Below are 20,686 nucleotides of genomic sequence, written 5' to 3'. Positions count from 1 at the left end.
TCCGCTTCGCGTACGGCTGGGCCCGCCAGCTGAGTGACGCGCTGACGGCTGGCGCGCACGCGGCTGCACACGTCACCCCCCCACCCTCCGGCCACATCCCGCCTCACAGACGACTGTTGGGCACCGAACGACCTCCGCCCATCTAACTCCTAATTTAGGAATTAATATTGACGCGCGTCGGCGACCGCTGCAAGATCCTGGGCACCAACCCGTAGACGATCGGGCGCTGACTGGTTCCAACAACTGCCGCCGCACGTTCCGTTGGGCGGCGGTACCTCGGGCACACGACCGGGACGGGCCTGCACGCGTGATCGGACAGTGAAGGATCCGATGTGAAACGACATCTCACCGTCCTGTTTGCCCTCCTGATGTCCTTGCTGGTCGCACAAGCACCCGCCCACGCAGCCCCTGCGGCCGGTAGTGCCCGCACTGCCGACGGCGCCGGCACTACGACAGCCGCATCGAAGCAAGTGCTGGGCCAGACCCCATACATGGGGTGGAACACCTACTACGCTCTGGGTGGCGATCCGACCGAGTCGGAGATCAGATCGGTGGCGGACTTCCTGGTCAGCAGCGGTCTGCGCGACTCCGGCTACCAGTACGTCTGGATCGACGGCAACTGGGCGGCACCGACCCCGCGCAGCGCGGCCGGTGACCTGGTGCCCAACCCGGACCAGTTCCCGAACGGGCTGAGGCCACTGGTCGACTACATCCACAGCAAGGGCCTCAAAGCGGGCATCTACACCGACGCCGGCCCCTACATCCCGGGCAAGTGCGGGCTCGGCAGCCACGGTTACTACCAGCGCGACGCGAACCAGTTCGCGGCCTGGAAGTTCGACGCCGTGAAGGTGGACTACCTCTGCGGGATCGCCGCCGACCTCGACCCCAAGACCGTCTACACCGAGTTCGCGAAGGCGCTGCGGAACAACTCCAGCGGGCGCCCGATACTCTTCAACCTCTGCAACCCGGTGACCTCTCCGGACTGGGGCAACTACCCGGAGACGCAGCAGTCCACGTACTCCTGGTCCTACGCGCCCGCGATCGCGCAGTCCTGGCGGACGTACACGGATGTCGGCTTCGTCGGCGAGATCAAGTTCAAGGACGTGCTGCGGAACTACGACGCGAACGCGCGGCATCCCGAGGCCGCCGGACCGGGGCACTTCAACGACCCGGACTACCTCGGACCCGAACTGGGGATGAGCGACGAGGAGTTCCGTACGCAGATGACGCTCTGGTCGGTGGCGGCCGCGCCGCTGGTGATCGGCAGCGACGTCCGTAAGCTCAGCAAGACCTCGCTCGGCATCCTCGAGGACCGCGATGTCCTCGCCATCAACCAGGATTCCGCGGGCGTCCAGGCCGTCCGTGTGGGCCCTGCCGGCATGACGGAGACCTGGGTGAAGCGACTGGCCGACGGGGACCGTGCCGTGATGCTGCTGAACCGGGGTGACACTCCGGCGACGCTGGCCACGACCGCCAGGTCGGTCGGCCTGTCCGGAGGACGGTTCACCGTGAAGAACGCCTGGTCCAACCAGGTCACCGAGAGCGGTGGAACCATCAGTGCGGCCGTCCCGGCGCACGGCGCGGCCCTGCTCCGGGTCGGCCGGGCAACGGGCAAGCCCGGGGTTCCGCACGTCGTCGCCGGCCTGCCGCGGGTGACGAAGGTCGGCAGCGACGCGGTCGCGACGGGCGTGGCTCCGGTCGCCGCGGGTGGCGACCAGGTCCGGGTCGAGGTCACCGTTCGCAACGACGGTACGAAGCCGGTCTACGCACCGCGGGTCGGACTTGCGGCGCCCGCCGGGTGGACGGTTCGCACGGCCGGCGAGGCACCGAAGATGCTGACGCCCAACCGCTCCGTGAACCTCGCCTTCACCGTGACCCTGCCGGCCAGCGCCGCACCTGGTAGCGCCGATCTGACCGCCACCACCTCGTACGAAGTGGCCGGAAAGGGGCAGCTGCGGCAACAGACGACCACGGCGATGGTCGTGGCACCGGCGGCACCGAACGGCGAAGCCGTCCTGTCCCACCACGACTGGATCAGCGCCACCAGTGGATGGATGAGCCCGACGGTCGACCGGAGCGTCGGGGGCTGGACGCCCATCAGCATGCTCGGCCAGGAGTACCCGACCGGCATCGGAGTCGCCTCGCCCTCCACGATCCGCTACTACCTCGGCGACCGGTGCACCCGGCTGACCACGACCGTCGGCATCGACGACGCGGTGCGCAACGTCGGCCCGGAGGGCGGCACCTCGACCTTCCAGGTCATCGGTGACGGCCGGGTGCTGTACGACAGCGGTGTGCTCGGCCGCGACGACGTCCGCCAGGCCGACATCGACCTGACCGGCGTCCGGGTGCTCGACCTGGTGGTCGGCGACGCCGGCGACGGCGGCTACAACGACCGCGCCAACTGGGCGGGCTTGAACGCCAGTTGCTGACTCGGCTCCGCCGTACCCAGGTGACAGCTCACCCGGGTGCGGCGGTCTCGCCGAGAGGTCGCCGGGACACGAGAAGGTGCTGGTCGCCAGGGTGCGGGCCTCCACGCAGAATCCGCCGATCCCGTCCGGGAAGCGGGTCATTTTCCGTGACGGTGCCGGCCTGATCGAGCTGGCGTTCTTCGAGGACTCCCACGATTCCTCCGCGCACACCGTCTTCCATTCCAGGCCGCTGGTGGTCCGCGGCACCGTCGAGCCGTCTACCCCGCGACTCTCGCGACCGGAGGCGGCAGGTACAGGCACCGGCTGCATGATCGACCGATCCTCGGCAACCCGCAGTTCGATCGAGAACTCATGAGGAGGTTGCTGTGCCGAACAATGAGCAAGCGTGGGGCCGACCGGCAGACGGGCCATGGTGGCGATTCGTGCCGCGGAACCGCTGGGCTGGTGCACTCGGAGTCCTTGCGGGAGTACTGCTCCTCGTGCAGGCCGTCGCAGTCCTCTTCGATGATCCTTCGGGGACCCGGATCGTGCTCGAGACCGTGTGCGCGCTGCTGGGCTGCGCCCTCCTGGTACAGAGCGTCGACGGACTCCGAATCCTCAGCCGGAACGCCAGGCATCGCTGAACGGTCATCGCGTACGGTGCTCTTCATGCGCGAGGGGCGCACTCTGGTCGTATCGCCCAGATGACCTGCGAGGCGAAGGACCCGGCGCTCAGGCTCCGCTCCGCACGCGCCGATACGTTCGGCACCCTTGGCTGGTCGAATCCGCCGGTTCGGTCGCCGGTGTGGGCGGTCCCGCGCGGCATGCGAACGAAGCGCGGGACCGCATGCCCTGTCGTCCTGTCAGCGAGCCGGACTCAGGGCACTACGAATGCCTGACTTCGGGCAGGAGTGCACCGGGCCGGGTGCGCCTGTGGAACTCGGCGGCTGGACCCGACGTGAAGAGGCCTGGTCCGCCACCACCGGGACTGCAGCCACGGACGAAGTCTCGAGGAGGTTCGGGGTCTCGAACTGCCCCATCGGCAGGACCGCATCGTCAGCAGCAGAGCCGTGGGGACCGGGCGCACGACGACAGCTACGGCACCTCGCCGCGTTGTCGGATCGCCCGAACACACCCTGATGAGAACGAGCCTCCGCCTTGCGACGCACCGCGTCCGACGCCGCGCGCTGATCCACGGGGGATCACGGGACAGCCCTCAGCTGGAAGGCGCTACGGAACGATCAGGCAGCAGTGCGTGACGGGCCGAGCGGGCAATCCAGTCCTGCGCCCGCCCGAAGGGCCATCCGCGTTCGCCGACGAGCGTGATCCAGGCGTGCGGCCCCAGATAGAACCAGAGCAGGTCGATGGCCTCGGCGCGGTCCACCCCGGCGCGCAGCGCATCGAGCTCGGCCAGGCGATCAGCGACCAGGGTCAGAGCTTGGACGTAGTCGTCCGCCCCTTTGTCCAGAACGGCCTTGACGGCGGGCTCGCCGGGCGGGTTCCGGTAGAAGACCTCGTACACCAGGTCCCAGTGACGCTCATGCGTGAGCCGAGTACCCGCTGCCGTCAGGTCGATCACGGCGCGCGGATCGTCGGTGGCCTCGACTGCCGCGAGGGTCGTGGCGATGGCGGGGTCCGTGAGTGCAGGCTCCAAAAGCGCCGTCAGGATGCCGGGCTTGTTGCCCACGCTGCTGTACACGGTCGGTACGGCGACCTTTGCCGCGTCCGCGATCTCCGCGACGGTCACACCGGCGTACCCACGTGCGAGAAAGAGCGCGTGCGCGCTGCTCAGGATGGCTTCGCGGGTGGCGGCCGCCGAGCTGACGCGTCGGGTCGAGGTGTACTTCCGGGTCGTCGTCACGGACGCAGTGTACCGCGCGTACGATAGGTGACCATATTGACAATAGGTTCCTATAATGAATAGGTTGCGTTACATGACATCGACACCCCCCACGGACGTACCCGCAGTCGTCGAGACCCGGCTGGCCCACGACGTCCACCGCGTGGCCACCACGCTGCTGGCCGATGCAGCCCTCGACGGCTCGGTCCCCCTCGACGCGACCGCACAGCTGCGCGACTTCCTCGTCGCCAACCTCCGGCACCACCACCAGACCGAGGACGACGACCTGTGGCCCCGGATCACCGCGAAAGCGCCGGCCGCCGCACAGGATCTGGACTCACTGACCGACGAGCATGACCAACTGGACGCGGCGCTCGACCGGCTGGCCGGAGTCGCCGTCCACGCCGGCGAAAACGGCGACGGCGTCCCGTTGGCGACGGCCGACACCGGCGACGGTGCGGCGTCCACGGACGAGTCGGCGGTTCGCGCCGCGTTGTACGACGCCGCGGTGACGGTCCGAGACGTCGTGCACGACCACCTGACCCATGAAGAGCCCGTCCTCTTCCCTGCGCTCCGCGCGCATGTCAGCCCCGCGGAGTGGCAGGACTTCGCACAGCGCGTGATCGCGACCACTCCCCCTGTGGCCGGGCACCTCATGGTCGGCTTCCTCGACGAGGTGGGCACCCCCGCGGAGGTCGAGCTGGTCCTCTCGGGCCTGCCCGAGCCGGTGCGCCCGCTGGTCCCCGCGATGCGTCTCCAGGCAGCGGCCGATCTCGGTGTCCTCCGCGGGACCGGCGCATGACGTCCGCACCGCTCCGGTGGCCCGACGCCGCGGACCCCGTGATCAAGGGCGACCTCACCGTGGCGGTCGCCTATGTCACTCCGGCAGGCGGCGCCGTGGTCACCAGCGTCTCACCGCTGGGCCTCGGGAACCGTGACGCCGGGCGGGTCGGGTTCACCACCTCGCTCGGCTTCCCGAAGAAGCTCGAACGGATCCTGCGCGACCCGAACGTCGCCGTCGCCTATCACACCCGGGAGCACGGCTTCGCCGCCGGTGACGCGTACGTACTGGCCCAGGGCGCCGCGTCGGTGGACATGCGCCCGTCGCCGGAGCGTCTGGCAGAACTGATGCGTGCCTCCGAGCCGTTCCTCGGAGAAGTGAGGCACGGGCCTTTGTGGGACTGGCTCTTGCGCGAGTACCACCAGGAACGCGTCTTCGTGGAGGTCGAGTTGAAGCGTGTCGCGGTGTGGGAGAACCTCGCGGCCCTCGGCGCGGGAGCGGTCACAGGAACCGCCTGGCCTCAGTTCCCGGCGGAGCAGGACGCACCCAAGAACGGTACCGGCCCGCGCGTCGACGTCGCCGCGGTCGCCCGTCAGGTTCACCGGCTGCCGCACCGGCTTCTTGCCTACCGCGGCGCGGACGGTCTACCCGTCATCGTCCCCGTGAGAGTCACCGGTCACGACGAGGCCGGACTGCACCTGGACATCCCCGCAGGACTGCTTCCGCCCGGCGGCCGTAGAGCGGGCTTCCTTGCGCACGCCTTCCAACCGCAGTGTGTGGGGCTGGGCATGCGGACGCTCACCGGCTGGCTCACGGTCACCGAGAAGGATGCGGTCTACGCACCGCACACGTCCAAGGGCCTGGCCGCTCCCCCGTACCGGACACTGCTGACCGTCTCCAACGGGCTACTGGCCAAATACGGGTTGTGGCGCGCGCAGCGTGACGGCACCTCCGCCCGCCTGAACGCCCTCGCCGCCCAGCGCCCGACGGACTGACATACCCTTTTGTCCAGGACCTGCTGGCGAGAACGCCCCACCCCTGGACGCGATTCCCCGCGTATGCGCCCGTCATCGCGGATGCGCCACGATCAGCCCTGCGACCCGGGACCCTGGAGCGCCAGCCGGCGGACGCGCGTACGGCAGCCCCGCACGGCCGGCCTGCGGTACGAAGGCCGGGAAACCCGATAGTTCCCGGCCTTGGTCTCGGCGCGTCCGCGTGCGAACGCACCCCCGTCAGCGCCACGGCTGGACCAGAGCATGCCGGTGGGCCCGGTCGACGTGCCTCTGCGTTCCGCCGGCCGGGGGGCGGCCGACGGACTGCTGGCGGCGTACGAAGTGCTGGTGGCCGGCTGATCAGCGCTCGGCGAAGACAGGCGTCCAGCGTCCGGCGGCGCGGTCGTCACCTCCGCGGAAGCCGCTCAGCGGCACCTCCTTGTCGCTGCCCAGGGCGACGACCACGAGCCGGTTGCGGAACTCGTTCGAGCCGGGCGTGATGTCCCAGGCGATCAGCCGCTCGTCGTCGATCCAGGCGAGCAGCTGCTCTCCGCGCACCATGGTCGAACGACTGCCGGTGGTGGGGTTCAGGATCTCGGAAGACGTGTACTTCGTCCCGTCACTGGCGGCGCCCGCGGCGAGTCGGCCGTTCGGGGACAGCCGCGCGTCGACGTACCACTGCAGGTGCCTCTCCAGCGCGGGCGTCGGGACCGGGCGGCCCCGGAAGTCGTAGAACCGCTGGCCCGGTTCCTCGGTGAGCCCGGTGTAGACGAGCTTCCCGTCACGGCTGAAACCGAAATCCTGTCGGTCGTTGAGGCCGGTGCCGTCACCCGACGGGACCTTGCTCCACGACTCCGTACCGGAGGCGACGTCGATGATGGAGAAGCCTGTCCGGCCTGGCTCCTGGTAGTTCGGCCAGCGGCTGGACTGATTGCCGGACAGGGTGACGTGCACGTCGGGGTTCTTCTTGTAGGTCGTCGCGAGGAGTGTGCGGCCGTCGGGCGAGAACGAGAGGGCTCCCACGGTGTGTTCGACCGGGATCCAGCGTTCCACCTTGCCGGTGAGCAGGTCGAGCAGGCCGATCCGCCCGGCCGGCAGGTCGCGTTCCAGAACGGCGGCGGTCCGCAGGCCCGGGGCGACCGCGACGAAGGACCACTTCTCCGCCTTCTCGTACGTGTGCGTCCGCGGGTTGAGGAGCCAGTAGGTACGGACGTCGGTGTGCCGGCCGCCCGACTGTTTGACGCTCGTCGAGGTGCAGTAGGCGGCCAGTACGACGCGCCCGGCCGCGATCATCTCGCGCGGTGGCGACTGGTCGGGGTGGGCAATGAGGTCGCCGTGGTCGAGGACGTTCGCGGGGCGCACGTCATTCTTGCCGCCGCCCAGCCCCGGCACCGTCACGGCGACCGCGACCGCCGCGGCAGTGGCCACGGCAACGGACACGACCGCTCGGGTCCGGCGACGCCGCCGGACCGCCAGTACCCGCTCGGCGAGGTCCACCGGCGGTGGGGCCGACTCCGCGTGCTGCTCGCGGAAGGAGTCGCGGATGAGGTCGTCGACGTTCACGGGCGCGCCTCCAGGGCCGAGAAGTCACGGGTCGGGGGTTGTTCGTCGGCGCCCCGGCCGAGCGCGGCCAGTTCGGGGGCGAGGGTGCGCAGCCGGGCCAGTGAGCGGTGGGTCGTGGACCGCACCGTCCCGACCGAACAGCCCAGGAGCCGGGCGACGTCCGCCTCGGGCAGGTCCTCGTAGTAGCGCAGCACGAGCACGCTGCGCTGGCGTGCGGTGAGCCGGGCGAGCGCGCCGCGCATCACGACGCGCAGTTCGGCCGCGGCCGCGGAGTCCGTGACGTGGCGGGTGCCTTCCGGCGGCTCGCCGACGCTCGTCTCCTGCCGGGGCCACTTCAGCCGCCAGCGGCTCACCTGCTGCCGGTAGAGGATCTGCCGTACGTACGCCTCGGGTTCGTCGATGCGGTGCCAGCGCCCGGCCGCCTTGATCAGCGCGTTCTGCAGCAGGTCCTCGGCGGCGTGCCGGTCCCCGCCGCTGAGCAGGACGGCCGTCCTCAGCAGCGCGTACGACCGGTTCGCCACGAACTCCCGGAAGTTCTCCTGAGCTTCGGCATCCATCGTCACCTTCGTCCGTCCCGGGGCCTTCTCCGACGGCCCTCGCCGCCACCCCCTGTGCCCCGGGTGACGCGTGCGACGGGCCGCCGCTATGCCCCAGGTGGCAGCAAAATTATCCGTGTTCCCCAACCCTGTGTCCCGGCCGGATGGCGACACGCGGCACGAGCCGTCGATGCACGAGGCGTCGCCGGACGCCGCTGCGCGCGATCCTTTGCCGCTTGGCCGGTCGGGCTGGACAGCACCCGGACGAGTCCAGACGGTGTCACACCGCAGCGACGCCCGACGGTCAGGCTCTGATGCGCAGGCCTGTGTCGGCAGTGCCCCGTCGGAAGATCCCTCGGCACCCTCGACAAGGCTGGCACCCAGCTCCTCGAAGCGCCGGACGAAGTACCCCACGGCACCAGGATCGTCGCCCGCCACCCGGACACTTCCGTGTTCGAGTACATGCGGCTTCGCGTCTGCCCCTCCGCACCTGGCACCACTGCGGTGCTCCGGGGCCGGCATCTGGCCGGCCCCGGAGCACCGTCACCGCATGTGGCCCTGAACCGCCTGCGCCCCAATCGCCTATCGGCACCGATATCGCCTGAACGGGTCCGACGCGCCCTCTGACCGGCGAACACACGTTCCGCTTCAGCGCTGCTTCATTCCACGGCCAGCAGGTGAACGGGAGCGATCCGGGACAGGGCCCGGATCGGCACCATCAGCGCCGCGCTCACCAGGGCGGTCGCCGTCAACGTGGCCAGGAGTGCGGCGCCGGTCACCGCGAGAAGGTGTCCGTGCAGGACGCCTTGCCCCAGCGAAACCACCCCGGTGAGGCCGGCCACGGCCCCGGCCAGTCCGCCCGTCAGAGCCAGGCCGATTCCTTCATAGAGGGTGAGCATCGCCAGTTCGCGGTTGGTCCAGCCGGTTGCCCGCAGCACCGCGAGGTCGGCGGCTCGCTCGCGCTGTGAAATGACCAGGACGTCAATGGCGCCGGCCGCGCCCAGCACCAAGGACAGGGCGACGCTGAGGTAGTCGGCCTCGCGCGCCTGTGCCACCACGGCGTTGCCGAGCAGGGATCCGGCCACCTCGCCCCGGAAGGCGAGCGTCATGGCGAGAAGCATCGTGAAGCCCGCAACTCCCAGCGCCAGCCCGGCCGCGCCGAGTACCGTGCGGCCCTTCACCCGCAGGAGGTTGAGCAAGGCCAGTCCGGCAACCGAACGCACCGAGTAGGTGTGACCGACCGCGGTCACCGCGGGTCGGACTGCTTCCATCGGCCCCAGCCTGGTGGCGCGCCAGGCGGGAACGAGGCCCGCTGCCACGGCGAGGAGAAGTGCCACCGGCAATACAAGCAATGCCTTGACCGCCGTGTGGGGCTGCCCCAGCACTTGGCCCAGAACGTAGGCCACCGCCGTGCCTGCAGTCCCCGCGACGAGGCCGATCACCGCCAGTTCGCCGAGGATGAGGCGAAGTATCTCTCCGCTGCTCCAGCCCAGACAGCGCAAAGTGCCGATCTCCGTGCGGCGCGAGCGTACCGAGGCGAGTGCCGCCTGCCCGAGGAAGAGCGCGCACACGACGAGAACGAGGACGAAGAGCACGGCGCTCTTGGTGTCCACCGCTTTGAGGATGCGCAGTGCCACACCCTTGGCGACCCAGCGCTCCGTCACCTGCGCCGAGGCGCTCAGCGCCACCGTCTGAGGGGCAGGCGAACTGCCGACGGTGACGTCGACCTGGAGGCCGGGGTAGGCGGCCTGGATCCTGCCGGCCACCGCGTTCACCCGTGCGCGGGACGCGGTGTCGACGCCGCTGACTCCGGCCACGCGGATCCTGATCGCGCTGACCGGCGCCTTGTCCTGCTGGCTCGGGATCCGGCGGCTCTTGGTGAGCGCGGTGATGGAGTCCATCGTCGTCAGCATGGTGGGCGGCGGGCTGAGGTAGCCGCCCAAGTTCCGGTCCGGCTTGAGGGGTTGATTCTCAAGTGCTGTGCGGGTGGCTGCGTCCGCTCCGGTGACCTGGGGTGGTTGATAGGTCTCCAAGGGTGCGTCGGAGAGCGGTGCGAAGCCGGACAGCTTCCCGGTGTCGTAGCGGCCGACCAGGTGGACGAAGGGATTGGGCAGGCGCCCCGAGTCCACGCCGTCGCAGATGCCCCGTCCGATGCACTCCGTGGCGGCGTGTTTGGTCACTTTCCGGTACTGTTCGCCCTGGTTTTCCTCGGGGACGTAGGGAAACGGCTGCTCGGAGGAGTTGGTCACCCACAGACTGGGCTTTTGCGGCGGCTGGGCCTCGACGGCCAGTTCGCCGCCCGAGGTCGTGTGGTAGGTGACAGGGCCGACCGTCCAGTAGGCGTCGGTGTTGAACGAGTTCTCGCCCAGCGTCTTCCGGTAGCCCTTGCTCAGGTCGGCGCGGACTTGACCCACAGGGGTGCCGTGCAGGCCGTGCACGAAACTGTGAGCGGTCGGATTGCCAAGCTCGGAGGGGAGTTTGTCCGGGTCACCGATATCGAGACGCTCGACAGTCGCCTTGAGCGTCCCGGCGGTCAGCGGGGTGCTGCTGAGCATTGCCGGGATGTAGGCGTCGCGCTGCCCGTGGACGCTCTTCTTGGAGGACAGTACCCACGGTCTGTCCTTCTCGGTGAGCATCCTGCCCGAGGTGACCGCGTCACCCAGACCCACCAGACGGTCCTCTGCGACCGGATCGACGGCGGACAGCAGCACGGGGTAGCCCGTCCAGACGTCGATGGTGGCCTTGTCCCGGCCGGACTGGCAGTTCATCGTCGAGTGCAGATCCCGGTCGAACGCGGACTTGCCACTGAGGTCTTCGGCAATGGGGTTCGGCTTCATGGGCAGTTCTGTATTGAAGCGCGTTCGCTCAGTCTTGTCCCAGTTGAAGTAGAAGCAGACGTCGTACTTTCCCTTCAACTGGTACTGCCGCGTGCTCCTCTGTGTCCTGCCCTCTTCCAGAGTGTCGGAACTGAAGAGGCCGTCGGAACTCTCCGCCGACGTCAACGCTCTGCGAGTGAGGTACACGTATTGATCGGACATGCGCTGAGTACCCAGCCCAGCAGTGAGCGTGGGGCTGAGCCGCAAGATCTGCCGGGAGGCGCCACTGTCCAGGAAACGGGACACATCCACGGTGACGGAGCTTCCCACCACGAGATAGCCGATGTTGGCGACCGGCGCGGCCACATCCACTCCAGTCATGTCGCGGATATGCCGGAACTGGTCCATGGTGATGCCGCCGAACGTACCGGACAGAAAGTTCGGCGCGACCCGCCCGCTCTGCTCCTCCACGGCTGTCTGGGAGCCGGGCGGGCGCACCAGGACGTCGTAGGCGGACCGTGCGTTGCGGCGCACCTCACCCACCGTCGTCGCCTTGCTCGTGCTCACCGTGGCGGTCAGCAGAGTGAAGCTGGTCGCCGCCACCAGGATTCCGGCCGCCAGAGCCAGCGCGCGCCCGCGTCGCCGCCGGAGCTGATCGAGAATCATCGTTATCACGGGCGCAGGCCCCCCAGCCTGTCCAGCACGTCAACCGAGGGCGTGAGCCGTTGGTCGGAGGTGACCCTGCCGTCCTGCAACCGCACCACCCGGTCGCCGTTGGAGGCAACTTCCGCATCATGGGTGGCGATCAGCATCGTCATCCCGTACCGCTCACGCAGCGACATCAGCAGGTCGATGATCTCTCGCCCGATGACGCTGTCCAGGTTGCCCGTCGGCTCGTCGGCCAGCAGCAGTCCCGGCCTGTTGACCAACGCCCGGGCGATAGCGATGCGTTGTTGCTGGCCACCTGACAGCTGCGAGGGAAGAGCGTCGGCCCGCTGCCCCAGACCGACCGCTTCGAGCAGCTCCATGCCCCGCGCTCGCCGGTCGAAGTCCACCCTGCGCGGCAGCACAGGTGCGAGCACGTTGTCCAGCGCGGTCAGCGCGGGCAGCAGGTGGAAGCGCTGGAAGACGAAGCCGATGCGGCGCCGGTGACCGTCCAGGTCACGGGGCACCAGCTTCCTCCCGTCGATCTCGACATAGCCCTCGTCGGGCTTGTCCATACCACCCGTTACGTGCAGCACGGTGGACTTGCCGGCACCGGAAGGCCCCGTCAGCATCACCACTTCACCAGCGGGAACCTCCAGCTCCACCCCGTCCAGGGCGACGAGCTTCGGATACCGGCGGCTCACCCCGCGCAATGCCACGCTCACAGCCATCGATGCAGCCCCCCTCATACATTGTTGCAATGTAGGGGTATCGTGTCACACCACGGAAGGGAGGTATATGCCACTCCACCACGCCGTCCTCGCGCTGCTGACCCAGCGGCCGAACCACGGATACGAACTCAAGGCCCGTTTCGAGGAGACCATCGGCCCGCAGTGGGGCGGCCTGAACATCGGTCACCTGTACCAGATCCTCGAACGGCTGGTCCGTGACGGCTATGTCGCCAGGTCACAGGTCGTACAGACCGACCGGCCCGACAAGAATCTGTACACCCTCACCGAAGCCGGCGAGAGCGAGTTGCGTGGCTGGGCCACCACCGCCTGGGTCCGAGTCGGCGGGTTCCGCGACGAGCTGTTCCTCAAGCTCCTCGGTGCCGTGGCCCTGGGTCCGCAGACCCTCGACAAGCTGATCGAGTCTCAGCGGCAGACCTACCTCTCCGAACTCGCCGGGCTGGCTCAGCAGCGCCGGGCCCATACCGGCGAGCCACTGGTTGCGGTCCTGATCGACGCCGCCATCGCGCACACCAAGGCCGATCTCGCGCTGCTGGACAGCGCGGCACAGCATCTGGGACCGCTCGCCGCAGCCCACGGCGCGCAGGCGTCGGAGCGCTCACGGCAGCAGGCGCCCGAGCCCGTCGAGGCCGCTGACGGCAACGACGGAGCGGAAAGGTCGGCGTAGCCGCCACTGCGCGCTCGGGCATCCGGGAAAGCGCACGCGGTACGGCATGAACGTCCGCGTCTCGCCGGGTTCCGGAAGCCGGCCACGACCCGCGCCCGCTCCAACCGGTGCCCGGCCCGCGTGCGAGGGAGCCGGCCGGGCACCGGGAGCCCGTCGGTATTCATCCTGTCTCGCCGCTCCTCTCCGGCAGGGTGCCTGTGCGCGCCACGTCGGCGTACCACCGCGCGCTCGCCTTCGGAATGCGCCGGCCGGTCGGGTAGTCGACGTAGACAGCACCGAAGCGCTTGCTGTAGCCGTAGCCCCACTCGAAGTTGTCCAGCAGAGACCACAGGAAGTAGCCCCGGACATCGACTCCCCCGGCGATCGCCCGCCGCACAGCCGACAGGTGGCTGCGGAGGTAGGCGATCCGTTCCGGATCCGTCACCTCGCCTTCCGGACTGGCGTAGTCGTCGAACGCGGCACCGTTCTCGGTGATCATCAACGGCGTGGTGGGGAAGTCCGCCTTGAGCCGCAGCAACAGGTCGTACAGGCCGGTGGGATCGACCGCCCAGCCCATCGCGGTGGTACTGCCCGGGGATCGGTGGAAGGCGACGTGGTCGGCGCCCGGCCAGGGACTGTGGTCGCTCACCCCGTGGCCGTCCGCGTGGTGACCGGCCCCACCGGTCGCCCCGGAGACGAGGGTCGGTGTGTAGTAGTTGACGCCCAGGAAGTCGAGCGGTTGGTGGATCGTGGCCGTGTCTCCGTTTCGCAGGAAGGACCAGTCGGTCAGGGCGGCGGTGTCGTCGAGAAGGTCCTGGGGGTAGCGGCCCCCCAGGATCGGGCCGGTGAAGATGCGGTTGGCCAGTGCGTCGATCCGGCGCGCCGCGTCGACGTCCTCGGCGGACTCGGTGAGCGTGCGCACGTGATGGATGTTGAGTGTGATGGATGTTCTGGCGGAGGACGGCAGTTCGGCACGCAAGGCCTGAACGGCCTTGCCGTGGCCGAGATTGAGATGGTGTGCAGCGCGCAGGGCCGCGACCGGGTCGGTCCGTCCGGGGGCGTGGACACCGGAGCCGTATCCGAGGAAGGCGCTGCACCAGGGTTCGTTGAGCGTGGTCCAGGTCTTCACCCGATCCCCGAGCGCCTTGACGGCCAGGGTCGCATAGTCGGCGAAACGATCGCTGGTGACGCGCTCCGGCCAGCCGCCCGCGTCCTCCAGCTCCTGTGGCAGGTCCCAGTGGTAGAGCGTGACGACCGGTTCGATGCCGTTCTCCAGCAGGGCGTCGGTCAAAGCCCGGTAGAAGTCGAGGCCTTTCTGGGCGGCCGGGCCGCGGCCAGTGGGCTGGACACGGGGCCACGACAGGGAGAACCGGTAGGCGCTCACGCCGAGATCGGCCATGATCGCGACGTCTTCCCGCCAGCGGTGGTAGTGGTCGGTGGCCACGTCACCGGTGTCACCGTTGCGCACCCTGCCGGGGGTGTGCGAGTAGGTGTCCCAGATGGAGGGCGTGCGGCCGTCGGCAGTAGCGGCACCCTCGATCTGGTAGGCGGCGGTCGCCGTGCCCCAGGTGAACCCTTGTGGAAATCGATTGGTGTCGGTGGTGTCCGGAGCGGGAGCGGCACGGCGGGTAACGGTGGTCACGTGGGTCCTTCCAGAGGTTCTGCGGGGCGGAAGCGGTGAAAGACCGGTCTGGTGAAGGGCGTGCGAGGAGGAGAACGGCCAGCTGCTCATCCCTTGACGGCGCCCTGCATGATTCCGCCGACGATCTGCCGGCCGAAGACGACGAACATCGCGAGCAGGGGCAGCGTGCCGAGCAGCGCTCCGGCCATGATCAGGGACTGGTCGCGAACATATCCGGCACTCAGCTGGGTGAGGGCGACGGGCACCGTCGGGTTGGTCATGTCGAGGACGATGAACGGCCAGAAGAAATCGTTCCAGGCGTGCACGAATGTGATCATGAAGAGTACGGCCATGGGAGCTCGGGCGATCGGCAGCACAATGCTCCAGAAGATGCGCAGGGAGTGCGCACCGTCCACGCGGCCCGCTTCGACGAGTTCGTCGGGTAGCGCCTCGGTCAGGTACTGCCGCATGAAGAACACGCCGACGGCGCTGACGAGAGTGGGAAAGATGACGGCGGGCAGGGTCTGGCCCCAGCCCAGTTCCGACATCATCATGAACAGGGGGACGACGCCGAGTTGGGGCGGGACCAGCATGGTGCCGATCACAAGCATGAGCAGGATGTTGCGGCCCTTGAAGCGGAGTTTCGCGAAGGCGAAACCCGCCAGTGTGGCGAAGAGCACCGTGGACAGGGCGATCGCCCCGGCCACGATCATGCTGTTGAGCATGGCCTTGCCCAGCGCGGCGTCCCGCCAGGCCTTGCCCAGGTTGTCCAGCAGGTGGGGTCCGGGCAGGAACGGCGGAGGTGTCTGGGTGACGCGGGTGTTGTCGGTCGAGGCTGCCACCAGCGTCCAGTAGAGCGGGAAGAGGGAGAAGAGAGCTGCGATCCCCAGGAGGATGTAGGCGACGGGTCCCGCGTGATGCTGGCGTCCCGCGCCCGGGTGCCGGAACAGCGGCCGCCTTCGCCCTCCGGGCGCGGTGTTCCTCCGAGCTTTGGGTGCGGCCTCGGGGCAGGTGTCCGCCGTCCGGACCGGGATGCTGTCTGTGGTCATGAGGTTCTCCCGGTCACGTCCTGCGCGCGAGGACGCGCCTGACGACTTGTTGGACGACGAACACCACGATGAGCAGGAGGAACATTGCCCAGGCGACCGTGGCCGCCCGGCCCATCTGGTAGTTCTTCCAGCCCTCCTCGTACAGCAGCAGTCCCAGCGTCTGGTACTGGTTGTCCGCTCCCCCGGTGATGCCGTTCGGGCCCTGGCCGAAGATCAGGGGCTCACCGAAGAGCTGTGTGGCGCCGATGGTGGACAGCACGATGGTGAACACGATGGTGGAGCGGATACCGGGGACGGTCACCTTGAGGAACTGCTGCCAGCGGGAGGCGCCGTCGATCGCCGCGGCCTCGTAGCGGTCGCGAGGAATCGCTTGCATTGCCGCCAGGTACAGCAGTGCGTTGTAGCCGGTCCAGCGCCAGATCACGATCGTGGAAATCGCCGTCTGAGCAGCCCATTTGTTGTTCTCCCAGTCGATATTGTCGACGCCGACCAGGTTCAGCATCCAGTTGATCATGCCGAAGTCTCGTTCGAAGAGCATCGTGAACACGAGGGCAGCGGCCCCCACCGACGTGGCGTAGGGCGTCAGCGCGGCGACGCGGAAGAACGTGGAGCCACGCAATTGGTAGTTGAGCAGGTGGGCGAGCCCCAGGGCCATCATCAGTTGCGGCACGGTCGACAGCACGCCGATGGTGAATGTGTTGAGCAGCGCGTTCCAGAAGCGCTCGTCGTTCCACAGGGCCGTGTAGTTGTCGAAACCGACCCATTCCATGAGGTTCAAGGTCGACAACTCGACGCGGTGCAAGGAGATCCACCAGGTGTAGATCAGTGGATAGAGGCTGAAGGCGGCGAAGACGACGAAGAACGGCGCGATGAAGGCGTAGGGGGCTCCACCCACGTCGAGGCGGTGCAACAGCGTACGGCGCCGGAGCAGGTCCCCGTCGGGGTCGGGGTCGGTGCCGGTCGGCATGGTGCCAGAGGGTCCGTCAGGGGGTGTCGAGGTGGAGATGGCCACCGCGAGGCGTCCTTCCTGGAGGGTGACAGGAGCGGGCGGAGGCGGGCCCGGCGGCCCGGACAGGCCGTGCGTGGGGCGCCGGGCGGCTCCGTTGACGGGCGGTGCCCGAGATCAGCCGGCGGCCTTCTTGATGCGCTGGTCGGTGGTCTTCCACGCATCGTCCGGACTCTTGTTCTGGGACTCGATCAAGCTCAGTCCCTGCGAGAAGATGTCCTTGATGGTGCCGTCCTTGCGGCCCAGCACCTGCTCGTCGGGGATCTCCTTGGCAGCGGCGCCGAAGATCTGGCCGATGGGCGCGCCGCTGAAGTAGTCCGACTTGGCGTCGACGACGTCCGGCATCGCCAGTGCGGTCTTCGACGAGGGGAAGTTGCCGATCTTCTTGAAGAGGTACGCCTGCTGTTCAGGGGAGGTGAGCCAGGCCACCAGCTCCTGCGCCTCCTTCTTCACGGGGCTCTTCTCCATCACGCCGAGGAAAGATCCGCCCCAGTTGGCGCCCTGAGGCGCCTTGGCGACGTCCCACTTGCCCTTGTTCGCCGGTCCCGCCTTCTCACTGATGTGCGCGAGCATCCATGCCGGACAGACGGTGGTGGCGAAAGTGCTGTTGGCCAGACCGGGGTCCCAACCGGGCTGGAACTGGCGGAGCTTCGCGGTGAGACCGGAAGTGGCCGCCTTCGATGCCAGCTTCCAGGCGTCCTTCACGACAGGGTTGGAGGCATAGATCAACTCCCCCCTCTTGTCGTAGAACTGCTGGGAGTGGCCGTAGATCATGGCGTTGAACAGTCCGCTGGAGCTGTCCATGAACGCGACCTTGTCACCCTTGGACTTCTGCTTGAACTCCACGCCCGCATCGACGTATTTGGTCCAGTCCCCCTCCCACAGCTTGGCCACCTCCTCGCGGTCGGTCGGCAGGCCTGCCTGCTCGAAGAGGTCCTTGCGGTAACAGACCGCCATCGGGCCGATGTCGGTGCCGAGGCCGATGACCTTCTTGTCCGTGGTGGTGACCTGGCTCTGCTTCCACGGCAGGAAGTGGTCCGTGCCGGCCACACCGGCCAGATCGACGAAGTTGTCCTTCTGGGTGTCGGACAATTCCTTGGCCCGGCCGATCTCTATGCCCTGGATGTCCTTCAGCCCGCTGCCCGCGGCCAAGTGAGTCTGCAATGCGGTGTAGTAGGTCTGCTCGTCACCGGCGACGTCGGCCTTGATGACGACGTCCGGATGCTCCTTCATGTACTTGTCGAGCAGACCGGTCTCCTTGAAGCCCATGACGCCGAACAGCCCCATGGTGATGGTGACCTTGCCGTCCTTCTTCCCTCCCCCCGTCCCACCGCTGCCGCCGCTCCCGCAGCCGACGACCAGGCCGAGAGCCGACACGACCGATACGGCGGCTACCGCTCGTGTGCGTATACGTAACTTCTGTCGCACCATGCCCATTTCATCCTTCTCGTGATGGCGCTGACGCACCGGACTTCGAGCTCACGGTCACTCCGAGAGCCCCGATTTGCCCTAGTGGGTACGTTCCCAATGAAGAATGGGAACGTTCCCACCCGAGGGCCCGAAGCGTGGCGGCCCTCAACACCCCCTGTCAAGAAGTTGAATCCAGTTCGTTGCGGAGAGATGTCGCGCCTCCCCACCGGCATCCTCCGGAAGCACTTCCGGTATCTGGCACAATGCGCAGGTGAAAGCCGTTGGAACAGCAAGCGAGCGAGGAGACGGCATGGAGGGCAGGCGACGCCCGACCATCAAGAGCGTGGCCGCGCGTGCCGGCGTCGGACGCACCACGGTTTCACGAGTCATCAACGGTTCCGAACTCGTCAGCGAGAAGGCCAGGACCGCCGTACTCGCCGCCATCGCCGAACTGAACTACGTCCCGAACTCCGTCGCCCGGGGTCTCGTGACGAGCCGCACGAACTCCGTGGCCCTGGTCATACCCGAGTCGGAGAGCCGACTGGGCTCCGAGCCGTACTTCTCGGCAGTCATCCGCGGGGTCAGCACCGCCTTGGCGGAGACCCGGACACAACTGCAACTCATCCTTGTACGCGATCAGTCCGAACGAGACCAGCTCACCGAGTCGGTGGCGGAGCGGCGGGTGGACGGAGTCCTCCTCGTCTCAGTGCACGAACACGACCCGCTGCCGGGGCTTCTGGAGGACATGGGTCTGCCCACCGTGCTCGCCGGGCGCCGCTCGGCCGACGAGTCACTCAGCCACGTGCACTCCGACAACGCCGGCGGAGCCGCGGCGGCAGTCGAGCACCTGCTCGCTCGGGGGCGCCGGACGATCGGCACCATCAGCGGGCCGTTGGACATGGACGTGGCCCGCAGCAGGCTCCAGGGGTGGCGCGAGACCCTCGGAAAGGCGGGCCATGACGCCCCCGACCGGCTCGTGGCCTCGGCCGACTTCACCGAGGAGGGCGGCGAGGCCGCCATGCGTGCACTCCTTCGACAAGTTCCCTCGCTCGACGCCGTCTTCGTCGCCTCGGACGTCATGGCAGCGGGGGCGCTCGCGGAATTGCGCCGACAGGGGCGTCGCGTTCCCGATGACGTGGCGGTGATCGGGTTCGACGACTCCATCATCGCCCGCCACAGCACCCCGCCGCTCACCAGCGTGCGCCAGCCGGTCGAGGAGATCGGCACTGCGATCGCCCGGATTCTGCTGGCTGAGATCGATGATCCCGAGGAGCCTCGCAGGCACATCGTCCTTCCCACCGAACTGGTGGTGCGGGACTCGTCGTGACGGGGTCGCGTCCGTCACGGGCGTGGAACGGGCAGCGGCCACGGACCGACCTACTGCCCGTTCCACGGCCGTTCCGGTCATCCACCGGCGCGAGCCAGCGTCTCCAGTGGGCCGACCAGGATCTCGGAGAAGGCTAGTTCGGCGGCTCCGATGAGCACCGCGTCGTCGCCGAGTTCTCCCACGCGCAGCCTGAGGTTCTCGCGGGAGGCGGTGAGGGCGATGCGGTTGATACGGCTGCGGATCTGGGCGGCCGAGGCGAGAAACACCTCGCGGAGCGTCCCGCCGAAGACGACCGTGCGCGGGTTGAGCACATTGACCAGGTTGGCGACGCCGATGCCGAGCCAGTCGCCGACGTCGTGGAGGGCGGCGCGGGCGACGATGTCTCCTCGGTCAGCCGCTTCGACGACGGCGTGCACGGCTTCCCGGCCGGTGGCCGACGGATCGCGCCGCGCGGCCTCCAGCAGGGCCCGCTCTCCCGCCTCGGCTTCCAGGCAGCCGCGCGCCCCGCAGGCGCAGGGCCTGCCATCGCGCGGGTTGACGACCATGTGCCCGATCTCGCCGCCGTATCCGCCGTCGCCGTGCAGCAGTTGGCCACCGGTGATGACACCGCCGCCGATGCCGATGTCGCCATGCAGGTACAAGAGGTCCTGGCAGCCCGTTCCGGCGCCGCGCAGGTGCTCCGCGAGCGCCCCGAGACTGGCCTCGTTGCCCACGGAGACGGGAAGGCCGAGGCCCAGCCTGCGCGTGAGGTCCGTGCCGAACTCCTCGTCCTTCCAGCCGAGGTAGGGGACGGCTCGGACGAGGCCGTCGGGTCGGCGAACCATCCCGCGGACGGCGGCGGCCACCCCGACGCAGTGAGTACCGTGCGGTGCTGTGCTGTGCATGTCCAGCGCGGAGCCGGCGAGGGCCTCGGCCACCTGGTCGACGCTGCGAGGGTCTGGGGGTATGGGGATCTCCCTGCGGTCGAGGAAGATGCCACCCAGGCCGATGCGGGCGACGGCCAGCCGATCGACACCCACATCGAACGCGAGGACGTACACGCGGTCGGACTCCGGCCGTACCACCAGAGACGGCCGGCCGGCCCTGCCGGTCTCACGCGGCAGTTCCTCACGGACCAGACCGGCCGAGCCCAGCTCGCTCACCAGCCCCAGAATGGTGCTGCGGTTGAGCCCCATGCGCTCCGCCAGCACGGCCCGCGACATGGATCCACCGATGTGTACATGACGGAGCAGGGTGCCGAGGTTGTGCCGGCGAATCTCCTCCTGCGAGGGACCGGCTTTCATCGAACCCCAGA

General features: G+C 68.5%; 15 protein-coding genes and 1 pseudogene. 6 read left to right on the top strand and 10 right to left on the bottom strand.

What is annotated here, in order from left to right; all coding sequences use genetic code 11:
- Nucleotides 1–491 precede the first annotated feature (491 nt).
- Both OG776_RS40740 and OG776_RS40735 read left to right on the top strand, forming a co-directional pair.
- Nucleotides 492–2,432, top strand: a complete 1,941-nt coding sequence (locus tag OG776_RS40740; protein WP_329323572.1) for an NPCBM/NEW2 domain-containing protein — start codon at nt 492–494, stop codon at nt 2,430–2,432.
- A gap of 70 nt (nt 2,433–2,502) precedes the next feature.
- A pseudogene (locus OG776_RS40735) lies at nt 2,503–2,700 on the top strand (hypothetical protein); the annotation flags it as partial.
- A 927-nt stretch (nt 2,701–3,627) separates the two neighbouring features.
- Here the strand turns inward: OG776_RS40735 and OG776_RS40730 are convergent.
- The gene (locus OG776_RS40730; RefSeq protein ID WP_148011113.1) at nt 3,628–4,272 is read right to left on the bottom strand and encodes a TetR/AcrR family transcriptional regulator; all 645 of its coding nucleotides are present in this window, start codon (nt 4,270–4,272) and stop codon (nt 3,628–3,630) included.
- Nucleotides 4,273–4,345: 73 nt separating this feature from the next.
- On the opposite strand from OG776_RS40730, the gene OG776_RS40725 reads away from it, so the two are divergent.
- A complete protein-coding gene (locus tag OG776_RS40725) occupies nt 4,346–5,053 on the top strand; it encodes a hemerythrin domain-containing protein (RefSeq protein WP_329323571.1) in 708 nt (235 codons plus the stop codon).
- Nucleotides 5,050–6,027, top strand: a complete 978-nt coding sequence (locus OG776_RS40720; RefSeq protein WP_329323570.1) for a hypothetical protein — start codon at nt 5,050–5,052, stop codon at nt 6,025–6,027. The genes OG776_RS40725 and OG776_RS40720 overlap by 4 nt, the downstream gene beginning before the upstream one ends.
- A gap of 357 nt (nt 6,028–6,384) precedes the next feature.
- Here the strand turns inward: OG776_RS40720 and OG776_RS40715 are convergent, their stop codons facing one another.
- The 4 genes from OG776_RS40715 to OG776_RS40700 all read right to left on the bottom strand — a co-directional run bounded on the left by OG776_RS40715 (nt 6,385) and on the right by OG776_RS40700 (nt 12,315).
- Complete coding sequence (locus OG776_RS40715) at nt 6,385–7,587, bottom strand: WD40 repeat domain-containing protein (protein ID WP_329323569.1); 1,203 nt, start codon at nt 7,585–7,587, stop codon at nt 6,385–6,387.
- On the bottom strand, nt 7,584–8,144 hold the full coding sequence (locus OG776_RS40710) for a SigE family RNA polymerase sigma factor (protein WP_329323568.1): 561 nt from the start codon (nt 8,142–8,144) through the stop codon (nt 7,584–7,586). Before OG776_RS40710 ends, OG776_RS40715 begins: the two co-directional genes overlap by 4 nt.
- A gap of 638 nt (nt 8,145–8,782) precedes the next feature.
- Nucleotides 8,783–11,605 carry an FtsX-like permease family protein gene (locus tag OG776_RS40705; RefSeq protein ID WP_148011109.1) on the bottom strand — a complete coding sequence of 941 codons (2,823 nt, stop codon included), beginning with the start codon at nt 11,603–11,605 and terminating at the stop codon, nt 8,783–8,785.
- A 5-nt stretch (nt 11,606–11,610) separates the two neighbouring features.
- Entirely contained in the window at nt 11,611–12,315 is a 705-nt protein-coding gene (locus OG776_RS40700; RefSeq protein ID WP_329323565.1) for an ABC transporter ATP-binding protein, read from the bottom strand.
- Between the two features lie 67 nt (nt 12,316–12,382).
- Between OG776_RS40700 and OG776_RS40695 the strand changes: the two genes are divergently transcribed.
- A complete protein-coding gene (locus OG776_RS40695) occupies nt 12,383–13,000 on the top strand; it encodes a PadR family transcriptional regulator (RefSeq protein ID WP_148011107.1) in 618 nt (205 codons plus the stop codon).
- A gap of 160 nt (nt 13,001–13,160) precedes the next feature.
- Here the strand turns inward: OG776_RS40695 and OG776_RS40690 are convergent, their stop codons facing one another.
- The 4 genes from OG776_RS40690 to OG776_RS40675 all read right to left on the bottom strand — a co-directional run bounded on the left by OG776_RS40690 (nt 13,161) and on the right by OG776_RS40675 (nt 18,086).
- Entirely contained in the window at nt 13,161–14,621 is a 1,461-nt protein-coding gene (locus OG776_RS40690; protein ID WP_329323564.1) for a GH1 family beta-glucosidase, read from the bottom strand.
- 86 nt (nt 14,622–14,707) lie between these two features.
- Nucleotides 14,708–15,649, bottom strand: a complete 942-nt coding sequence (locus tag OG776_RS40685) for a carbohydrate ABC transporter permease (RefSeq protein ID WP_148011105.1) — start codon at nt 15,647–15,649, stop codon at nt 14,708–14,710.
- Nucleotides 15,650–15,662: 13 nt separating this feature from the next.
- The gene (locus OG776_RS40680; RefSeq protein ID WP_148011104.1) at nt 15,663–16,661 is read right to left on the bottom strand and encodes a carbohydrate ABC transporter permease; all 999 of its coding nucleotides are present in this window, start codon (nt 16,659–16,661) and stop codon (nt 15,663–15,665) included.
- 111 nt (nt 16,662–16,772) lie between these two features.
- Nucleotides 16,773–18,086, bottom strand: a complete 1,314-nt coding sequence (locus OG776_RS40675; RefSeq protein ID WP_148011103.1) for an extracellular solute-binding protein — start codon at nt 18,084–18,086, stop codon at nt 16,773–16,775.
- Between the two features lie 289 nt (nt 18,087–18,375).
- Here OG776_RS40675 and OG776_RS40670 point away from each other — a divergent pair, with 289 nt between their 5' ends.
- A complete protein-coding gene (locus OG776_RS40670) occupies nt 18,376–19,392 on the top strand; it encodes a LacI family DNA-binding transcriptional regulator (protein ID WP_148011102.1) in 1,017 nt (338 codons plus the stop codon).
- A 77-nt stretch (nt 19,393–19,469) separates the two neighbouring features.
- Here the strand turns inward: OG776_RS40670 and OG776_RS40665 are convergent, their stop codons facing one another.
- Nucleotides 19,470–20,675: an ROK family protein gene (locus OG776_RS40665; protein ID WP_148011101.1), complete on the bottom strand. Its 1,206-nt coding sequence runs from the start codon at nt 20,673–20,675 to the stop codon at nt 19,470–19,472.
- Between the last annotated feature and the right edge of the window lie 11 nt (nt 20,676–20,686).

Origin of the sequence: Streptomyces sp. NBC_01689 (genome assembly GCF_036250675.1) — a bacterium.
Taxonomy (GTDB): domain Bacteria; phylum Actinomycetota; class Actinomycetes; order Streptomycetales; family Streptomycetaceae; genus Streptomyces.
This window is presented reverse-complemented; position numbering and strand designations above follow the sequence as displayed.

Bases quoted from the DNA above. Each gene is read 5' to 3' on its own strand.
- OG776_RS40740 (WP_329323572.1), top strand. From the start codon at position 492: ATGGGGTGGAACACCTACTACGCTCTGGGTGGCGATCCGACCGAGTCG.
- OG776_RS40725 (WP_329323571.1), top strand. From the start codon at position 4,346: ATGACATCGACACCCCCCACGGACGTACCCGCAGTCGTCGAGACCCGG.
- OG776_RS40720 (WP_329323570.1), top strand. From the start codon at position 5,050: ATGACGTCCGCACCGCTCCGGTGGCCCGACGCCGCGGACCCCGTGATC.
- OG776_RS40710 (WP_329323568.1), bottom strand. From the start codon at position 8,144: ATGGATGCCGAAGCTCAGGAGAACTTCCGGGAGTTCGTGGCGAACCGG.
- OG776_RS40705 (WP_148011109.1), bottom strand. From the start codon at position 11,605: ATGATTCTCGATCAGCTCCGGCGGCGACGCGGGCGCGCGCTGGCTCTG.
- OG776_RS40700 (WP_329323565.1), bottom strand. From the start codon at position 12,315: ATGGCTGTGAGCGTGGCATTGCGCGGGGTGAGCCGCCGGTATCCGAAG.
- OG776_RS40695 (WP_148011107.1), top strand. From the start codon at position 12,383: ATGCCACTCCACCACGCCGTCCTCGCGCTGCTGACCCAGCGGCCGAAC.
- OG776_RS40685 (WP_148011105.1), bottom strand. From the start codon at position 15,649: ATGACCACAGACAGCATCCCGGTCCGGACGGCGGACACCTGCCCCGAG.
- OG776_RS40675 (WP_148011103.1), bottom strand. From the start codon at position 18,086: ATGGTGCGACAGAAGTTACGTATACGCACACGAGCGGTAGCCGCCGTA.
- OG776_RS40670 (WP_148011102.1), top strand. From the start codon at position 18,376: ATGGAGGGCAGGCGACGCCCGACCATCAAGAGCGTGGCCGCGCGTGCC.
- OG776_RS40665 (WP_148011101.1), bottom strand. From the start codon at position 20,675: ATGAAAGCCGGTCCCTCGCAGGAGGAGATTCGCCGGCACAACCTCGGC.